The sequence below is a fragment of the Vibrio sp. S234-5 genome, from assembly GCF_000960595.1.
Taxonomy (GTDB): Bacteria; Pseudomonadota; Gammaproteobacteria; order Enterobacterales; family Vibrionaceae; genus Vibrio.
Genome location: NZ_JZAM01000109.1, coordinates 1 through 1,909 on the forward strand (window position 1 = coordinate 1; position 1,909 = coordinate 1,909).

3 protein-coding genes are annotated in these 1,909 nt (G+C 43.0%); 2 read left to right on the top strand and 1 reads right to left on the bottom strand.

Features of this window, described 5'->3' with window-relative positions; translation table 11 throughout:
- Positions 1–253: 253 nt before the first annotated feature.
- Complete coding sequence (locus UF06_RS23655; protein WP_242401984.1) at positions 254–556, bottom strand: hypothetical protein; 303 nt, start codon at positions 554–556, stop codon at positions 254–256.
- A 213-nt stretch (positions 557–769) separates the two neighbouring features.
- On the opposite strand from UF06_RS23655, the gene UF06_RS03720 reads away from it, so the two are divergent.
- Both UF06_RS03720 and UF06_RS27135 read left to right on the top strand, forming a co-directional pair.
- Entirely contained in the window at positions 770–1,522 is a 753-nt protein-coding gene (locus UF06_RS03720; RefSeq protein WP_045569244.1) for an SDR family oxidoreductase, read from the top strand.
- A 206-nt stretch (positions 1,523–1,728) separates the two neighbouring features.
- A partial coding sequence (locus UF06_RS27135; RefSeq protein ID WP_082069744.1) for a hypothetical protein occupies positions 1,729–1,909 on the top strand: 181 nt, incomplete at its 3' end.

Consider the following 1,909-nt stretch of genomic DNA (forward strand, 5'->3'; position numbering starts at 1 on the left):
GGCATTGACGAATCTGTTCAAAGATAAAAAGGATTGTGAAAAACATTAGCCACGGCACATAACAAACGCTTCAAGAGGGACAGCCAACGCGCGGCATTTTTACTATGCGTTGGTTTTTGTGGTTACGTTGTTATGCGGAAAGTTGGTCGTGGCGTTGGCTGCCCCTTAAGCGGGCGTTAGCTGAGGTTAAGAGAAATCATAAAATTACGTGTTTATTTTTCTTAGTCTGAGGCTCTAGCTTTACACCTGAAAGTCAGCACTTTTCCATGTATCTCGCCAGTGGCACTGTTCGTGAAGCGGTTGAACTAACCGAAGTCTGTTTACGGGAAGTGGTGTGTTTGTTTATTTCTTTGGTGTGGCTTCTTTGGTTTTGAAACTCTTTTGCGCCTAAATGGGTTTTGCGCACTTGGTTGTTGGCTTCTTCGACATAATTCTTTGTAAATTTAAGTCCTAGAAGCTCGTCAAGTTTTCCTGTTATTTCTTCTTTGCCAAGTGCGTTTCGTGGGTTAGGTTTTAGTTCCTCAGTTGTCCATTTTACTTTTTCGCTTGAAAACAATAATGTGTTTTAAATTAGGCTGTTGGGTCGTAAATCTCCGGCTAAAGTGCAGCAGCTAACAAACGGCTCAAGAGGGATTGCCAACGCGTGGCGACTTTAGTGCAAAATTGAAGTTCAATGTTTACAGTGTGTTTTTTGAGTTCGGCTATGCGTTGTCAACCCCTTAGCCGGGCGTTATGCATTACATCAAATTCAGCGTTTAAAGGATGAATAATGAGCGATCAAAAAGTAGTCGTTATTACTGGCGGTAGTCGAGGTATTGGTGCTGCGACAGCAAAGCTTTTTGCTCAAAACGGGTTCTCCGTGTGCATTAATTACAAATCTAATGCTGAGGCTGCTCAGGCACTTGTTGAAGAAATCAAAGCGTTAGGTGGTGATTGTATTTCTGTTCAAGCTGACGTTTCCAAAGAAAGTGATGTTCTTCAACTATTTGAAACCGTTGACCGAGAGCTTGGTGCTGTTTCTGTTCTCGTCAACAATGCTGGGATCTTAAAGAAGCAAATGCGCTTGGAAGAGATGAGTGCAGATAGGATTAATTCAATTCTCGTAAACAATGTGACAGGTTACTTCTTGTGTTGTCGTGAAGCAGTGAAAAGAATGTCAACTCGTCATGGTGGTCTCGGTGGTGTCATAGTTAATGTCTCTTCGGGAGCTGCACGAACAGGTTCACCGAATGAATACATTGATTATGCAGCGTCAAAAGGTGCAATTGACACGTTAACAAAAGGGCTTTCATTGGAAGTGGCAGCAGAAGGTATCAGAGTCAACTGTGTTCGTCCGGGATTGATTTATACCGATATGCACGCTGACGGCGGAGAGCCAGATCGTATAGAACGGCTCAAAAGTAAAATTCCGATGCAACGGGGTGGTTTGCCTGACGAAGTTGCTGAGGCCATTTATTGGTTAGCGTCTGAAAAATCATCATTTTCCACTGGTAACTTTCTGGACTTAGCCGGTGGTTTGTAATGCATAACAAACGCTTCAAGAGGGACAGCCAACGCGTGGCATTTTTATTATGCGTTGATTTCAGTGGTTTCAGTGTTATGCGGAAACTTGGTAGTAGCGTTGTCTGCCCCTTAAGCGGGCGTTAGCTTAAAACAAGTAAATTAAATTGGTTGTGGTCTGTTCTTTCTTCCTTTGGCCATTCGTTCTGGTTTCTCGGCAAATCAGCATTGTTTGCCAACGCAAGTTTTGAGCAGTTGCCTCAATTGAATTTTGGGATTGCTGCGAGGTTAGCAAGCTTGGCGCAAAGTCGCTTTGGAAGTTTTGCTTTCGCTTTGGGTTTCCCGAAAGTGATTTATCAAAATTTTCGGGTTTTCAAATCGCATGAAAGGCCACAAAATTTGAACCAAT